We start from the raw sequence: 5,016 nt of genomic DNA, 5'->3' as shown, positions 1-5,016 counted from the left end.
GAGCGCCCCCAGAACGCCGAGCTCAACGTTGTTGGGCTCCCTACCGAGATAAGAGACTATTCGCCTAAACTCCTCCTCCGATAGACCGTGCGCTTCCCAAACCTTTTCCATGGAAGCTCTATTTTATCACCCTGTGGTATAATTTCTGTCTCTTGAGCAGGAGGTAAGAGATGTACGCGGTTATAAAGACGGGTGGAAAGCAGTACAGGGTTGAGCCTGGAATGAAGCTCAGGGTTGAGAAGCTCAAGGCTGAGGAGGGCTCAACGGTTGAGTTTGAACCCATCATGCTCAGAAAGAACGACGGAACGGTTGAGTTCTATAAGGGTAAGGTTGTCGCCGAGGTTCTTTCCCACGGAAAGGGGAAGAAGGTTACCGTCTTTAAGTACAAGCCGAAGAAGAACTACAAGAGGTGGAAGGGTCATAGACAGCTCTACACCGAGGTATTGATTAAAGACATAAAGGAGGTTTGAGATGGCTTCCAAGGCGAGCGGTGGCTCTACGAGGAACGGAAGGGATAGTCAATCTAAAAGATTAGGTGTAAAGAGGTACGGCGGTCAGTTCGTAAAGGCTGGAAACATCCTGGTCAGGCAGAGGGGAACCAAGATATACCCGGGTAAGAACGTTGGCATGGGCTCTGACTTTACCCTCTTCGCCCTCACGGACGGGTACGTCAGGTTTGAAAACAGGAGGAAGAAGAAGCTCGTAAGCGTCCTGACACCTGAGGAGTGGGAAGCCCTCGGAAACGGAAAGTCTAATTAAAAAGCGCCCCCGGAGGGGCGAAGGCTGGCATACAGGGTGCAGGGCATCAGAATGTAAATCCGAGCTCCACCGCAAGGGTAGCCTTGTTGTCCTCAGTACCTCCCTTGAAAACCTTGTTGTCCGTTGATATGTAGGCAACCTCGCCCCTGACAAAGGTGTTATTGGTAGGTTTGAAGGTGGGGGTTACGGTGAGGGTGTAGCTCTTCTCATCTAAGTATATTCCGCTCGTTCCGCTGTCAAAGTACTCAAGCCTTACCGGAACGGAGAGCTGTCCGAGGTTGGGTGTTATGTAGAGGGCAATACCGTAGGCGCTGTCGTCCTGACCGGGAGCCTTGGCATGGCTGTCAAGCCACTGGTAATCAAGGTTTAGACCCAAGTCTATGCTTCCGGCACTCATCCCAAGTACCACATCAATCAGGTTCTTGTCCGTTCCACCGCTGTTTGTATCGTTGTAGTCAAAGTAGGTAACCCCGTAGCTCACCGGTCCGAACTCACCGAGGGAGCCGAAGGCGAAGTTGTCCCCACCGAACTGCTTGTTGTACTCCGCATAGAGGCTTATCTTGTCGGTGAGGTCAAAGGATGCCCTCGCGCCGGGATATATGAAGGGCTGTGCCCACCATACCTCTCCGAAGGTTATATTGGGGTTTGAGTAAGTGTCTGCAAGCTCGTACCCTACGTTGGTGGTGAGGATACCCGCATCAAGGGAGAGCTTCTCCACAGGCTTGAGGGTAATGTAGCCCCAGACGATACCGAATGTATCTGTGTAGGCTGAAGAGCCTGAGAGAGGTGCATCAACAGTTCCCTGGAAGCTCTGTCCCACAGCGAGGTCAAAGCCGAGCTTGATAGCATCCCCAACCTCTCCCTTAAGACCTATAAGGGCGTTCGTAAGCTGGAAGGCATCGTCGCTGTCCTTACTCCCTTCGTTCGTCGTAAAGAAGTAGCCTGCGCTCACCCCTCCGTAAAGCTCAAGGGGCTGGGAGAGCTTCAGGCTTATAGTCTTCTCCTGGGCAAGGGAGGGGAGCGTCAGCCCGAGGATAGCTGCTGTCAAGATCCCTTTTTTCATATCTCTTACCTCCTTCATGTTTTCAAAAAGGAAAAAGCGGAGTGGAGGACTGAGCCTCCTCTCTATCAAAGGTTATAGGCACTTTCACCGTGCTGGGTGGTGTCAAGACCTTCTATCTCCTCCTCATCTCTGACCCTTAGACCAGTCAGGGCTTTGGCCACGAACACTATTATCGCCGTTAGGATGCCCGAGTAGGCTATCGTGGCTATAACACCCTCTATCTGGATGAGCACCTGCTTGGGGTTTCCGTACAGAAGTCCAGCACTGCCGTTCACCGCTGGGTCTGCAAAAACTCCTGTTAGGACTGCACCAACTATCCCCGCTACACCGTGGATTCCGAAGACGTCAAGGGCATCGTCGTAGCCGAGGGTGGGCTTGAGTTTGGAGACTGCAAAGTAGGCGAAGACCGAAGCTATCGCACCCACAAGGATAGCTCCCACCGGGTTTACGAATCCGGCGGCTGGGGTAACCGCAACGAGACCCGCTATTATCCCTGAGGATATTCCCACGACGGTGGGTTTACCAGCGGTCAGCCACTCTGTGAACATCCAGGCGAGGGCTGCTGCAGAGGTGGCAACCGTGGTGTCCAGCATGGCGTAAACGGCGACCCCATCGGCAGCCAAGGCTGAACCTGCGTTGAAGCCGAACCACCCGAACCACAGGATGCCTGCACCTAATGCTACGAGGGGGACGTTGTTGGGTATCAGCTGGGGCTCCTTCCTCTTTCCGAGGATGAGCGCCGCAACGAGACCCGCTATACCTGCGTTTATGTGGACGACCGTACCTCCGGCGAAGTCAAGGGCTCCGTGGTCACTCAGGAAGCCCCCACCCCACACCCAGTGGGCTATGGGGGGATACACTATTACGCTCCACAGGATGCAGAAGATTATCCAGGCGGAGAACTTCATCCTCCCGACGAGTGAACCGCTCACGAGGGCTGTCGTGATAGTGGCAAAGGTCAGCTGGAACATTACATCAAGAAGAGCTGGGTAGCCTGTGTCCGCGTTGATCCCTGTTATTCCCTTGGCGAAGAAGTACTGGAAGGGACTGCCTATGAACTTCCCTATGTCGTCCCCGTAGGCTATTGAATAGCCGAAGGCGAGCCAGGTTATGCTCACTATGGAGAAGGCTACGAAGGACATGGCTATCGTGTTGAGGATGCTCTTGCTCTTGTCCAACCCTCCGTAAAAGAGAGCGAGACCGGGTACGGTCATGAAGACAACGAGCGCCGAAGCTGTGAGCATCCAGGCTGTGTTGCCCGTGTCAAGCTTAGCCTCTCCTGCGAAGGATGGAACTGCCATAAGTAAGGGCAGAATAGCCCAAAGCGATGCGCGCCTCATCTCTTTTCCCTCCTATTTATTGAAATGACCCCGCCAGAGGCGGGGTGCTTCAAAACTTAGATATCAAAGTAGAGCTCAAACTCCTTCGGGTGAGGAGTGAACCTCAGCTCATCTATCTCAGCCCTCTTGGTTTCAATCCAGAGCTGGAGGACCTCCTCCGTGAAGACACCGCCCTTGAGGAGGAACTCGTAGTCCTTCTCAAGCTCATTTAGGGCTTCCTCAAGGGAGCCGGGAAGCTGGGGAATACCCTCAAGCTCCTCTGGTGGCAGGGAGTAGATGTCCTTATCAAAGGGCTCTCCGGGGTCTATCTTGTTCTCAATTCCGTCAATGGCTGCCATGAGTATGGCGCTGAAGGCGAGGTAGGGGTTGGAGGTGGCGTCGGGGAATCTGACCTCTATCCTCTTTGCCTTGGGAGACTGGGAGTACATGGGTATCCTTATAGCGGCGGACCTGTTTCTGGCGGAGTAGGCAAGCCTTACGGGAGCTTCAAAGCCGGGAACGAGCCTGTGGTAAGAGTTGATGGTCGGGTTGGTGAAGGCTACTATCGCCCTTGCGTGCTTTAGTATCCCGCCTATGGCGTAGAGGGCTGTCTCAGAAAGCCCAGCGTAGCCGGAGCCTGCGAAGGTTGGCTCGCCGTTCTTCCATATGGAGAAGTGGGTGTGCATACCCGAACCGTTGTCGTTGGGGAGGACCTTAGCCATGAAGGTCGCATACTTACCGTGCTTTGCCGCAACGTTCCTAACTATGTACTTGTAGAGGAAGAGCTTGTCCCCCTGATTTACGAGGGAGTCGTACCTTATGTCTATCTCAGCCTGTCCGGCGGTTGCGACCTCGTGGTGATGGAGCTCAACGGTGACACCGAGCTCTGAGAGGATGGTCACCATCTCGTTCCTCAGGTCCATCGTCTTGTCTAAGGGTGGAGCCGGGAAGTAACCCCTCTTGTGGGGTATCTTGTATCCGGTAGAGGTTATCTCTCTGTTCCACCAGCCTTCCTCGGAGTCAACCCTCCAGAAGGCGTAGTTCGCTGCAGAACCGAACTCAACGGAGTCAAGGATGAAGAACTCAGCCTCCGGACCGAAGTAGGCTGTATCACCTATCCCGGTCTGCTTGAGGTACTGTTCAGCCTTCTGGGCTATGTATCTGGTGTCCCTTCCGTACCTCTCACCGGTTACGGGGTCGTAGATGTCGCATATCATCACGAGGGTCTTGGGCTCTATGAAGGGGTCTATGAAGGCTGTGTTCGGGTCGGGTTTGGCGAGCATATCGGACTCGTTTATCGTCTGCCAGCCCCTTATGGATGAGCCGTCAAATCCCCTGCCGTTCTCAAAGGTGTCCTCTGATAGCTCGTAGGCGGGGATGGTGAGATGTTGCCACTGACCGAAGGGGTCTGAGAACCTCAGGTCCACGTACTGGACCCCTTCCTGTTCAATCAGGCTTAGCACTTCCTGAGGGGAATACTTAGGCATGCCTGCACCTCCTTTGATAAAATTTTTAGACCGCCGCCTCTCCTCTTTCTCCCGTTCTTATCCTTATCACGTCCTCAACGGGGAGGACGAAAATCTTTCCATCACCTACCCTTCCTGTCTGGGCACTCTTTACGATGGTCTCAAGGACCTTCTCCACGTCCTCGTCCCTGACCACCACCTCGATCTTCACCTTGGGGAGGAAGTCTATGACGTACTCCGTTCCCCTGTAGATCTCCGTGTGCCCCTTCTGCTGACCGAAGCCCTTTACCTCGGTGACAGTCATACCGCCTATGCCTATCTCAACGAGGGCGTCCTTAACCTCGTCAAGCTTGAAGGGTTTGATGATAGCCTCAATCTTCTTCATCTTCCTTCCTCCTTGTCCTAACAT

Annotated in this window: 7 protein-coding genes; 2 read left to right on the top strand and 5 right to left on the bottom strand. The window is 53.9% G+C overall.

Annotated elements, in window-relative coordinates; genetic code table 11:
* On the bottom strand, window positions 1–111 hold a 111-nt coding region (locus AC1HCM_RS01995; RefSeq protein WP_479460102.1), incomplete at its 3' end, for a hypothetical protein.
* Window positions 112–170: 59 nt separating this feature from the next.
* Between AC1HCM_RS01995 and rplU the strand changes: the two genes are divergently transcribed.
* Window positions 171–470, top strand: a complete 300-nt coding sequence (gene rplU, locus AC1HCM_RS01990) for a 50S ribosomal protein L21 (protein WP_479460101.1) — start codon at window positions 171–173, stop codon at window positions 468–470.
* 1 nt (window position 471) lies between these two features.
* Entirely contained in the window at window positions 472–759 is a 288-nt protein-coding gene (gene rpmA / locus AC1HCM_RS01985) for a 50S ribosomal protein L27 (protein WP_479460100.1), read from the top strand.
* A gap of 46 nt (window positions 760–805) precedes the next feature.
* On the opposite strand, the gene AC1HCM_RS01980 is transcribed toward rpmA, so the two are convergent.
* From AC1HCM_RS01980 to glnB, 4 genes are all read right to left on the bottom strand, one after another.
* Window positions 806–1,822 carry an outer membrane beta-barrel protein gene (locus AC1HCM_RS01980; protein ID WP_479460099.1) on the bottom strand — a complete coding sequence of 339 codons (1,017 nt, stop codon included), beginning with the start codon at window positions 1,820–1,822 and terminating at the stop codon, window positions 806–808.
* 65 nt (window positions 1,823–1,887) lie between these two features.
* Window positions 1,888–3,162 carry an ammonium transporter gene (locus AC1HCM_RS01975; RefSeq protein ID WP_479460098.1) on the bottom strand — a complete coding sequence of 425 codons (1,275 nt, stop codon included), beginning with the start codon at window positions 3,160–3,162 and terminating at the stop codon, window positions 1,888–1,890.
* A gap of 56 nt (window positions 3,163–3,218) precedes the next feature.
* A complete protein-coding gene (gene glnA / locus AC1HCM_RS01970) occupies window positions 3,219–4,628 on the bottom strand; it encodes a type I glutamate--ammonia ligase (RefSeq protein ID WP_479460097.1) in 1,410 nt (469 codons plus the stop codon).
* Window positions 4,629–4,653: 25 nt separating this feature from the next.
* Complete coding sequence (gene glnB / locus AC1HCM_RS01965; protein WP_479460096.1) at window positions 4,654–4,992, bottom strand: nitrogen regulator P-II GlnB; 339 nt, start codon at window positions 4,990–4,992, stop codon at window positions 4,654–4,656.
* Between the last annotated feature and the right edge of the window lie 24 nt (window positions 4,993–5,016).

Source organism: Hydrogenivirga sp., assembly GCF_056450045.1.
Note: the sequence above shows the minus strand (reverse complement) of the source record. Positions and strands in the feature narration are given on the sequence as shown.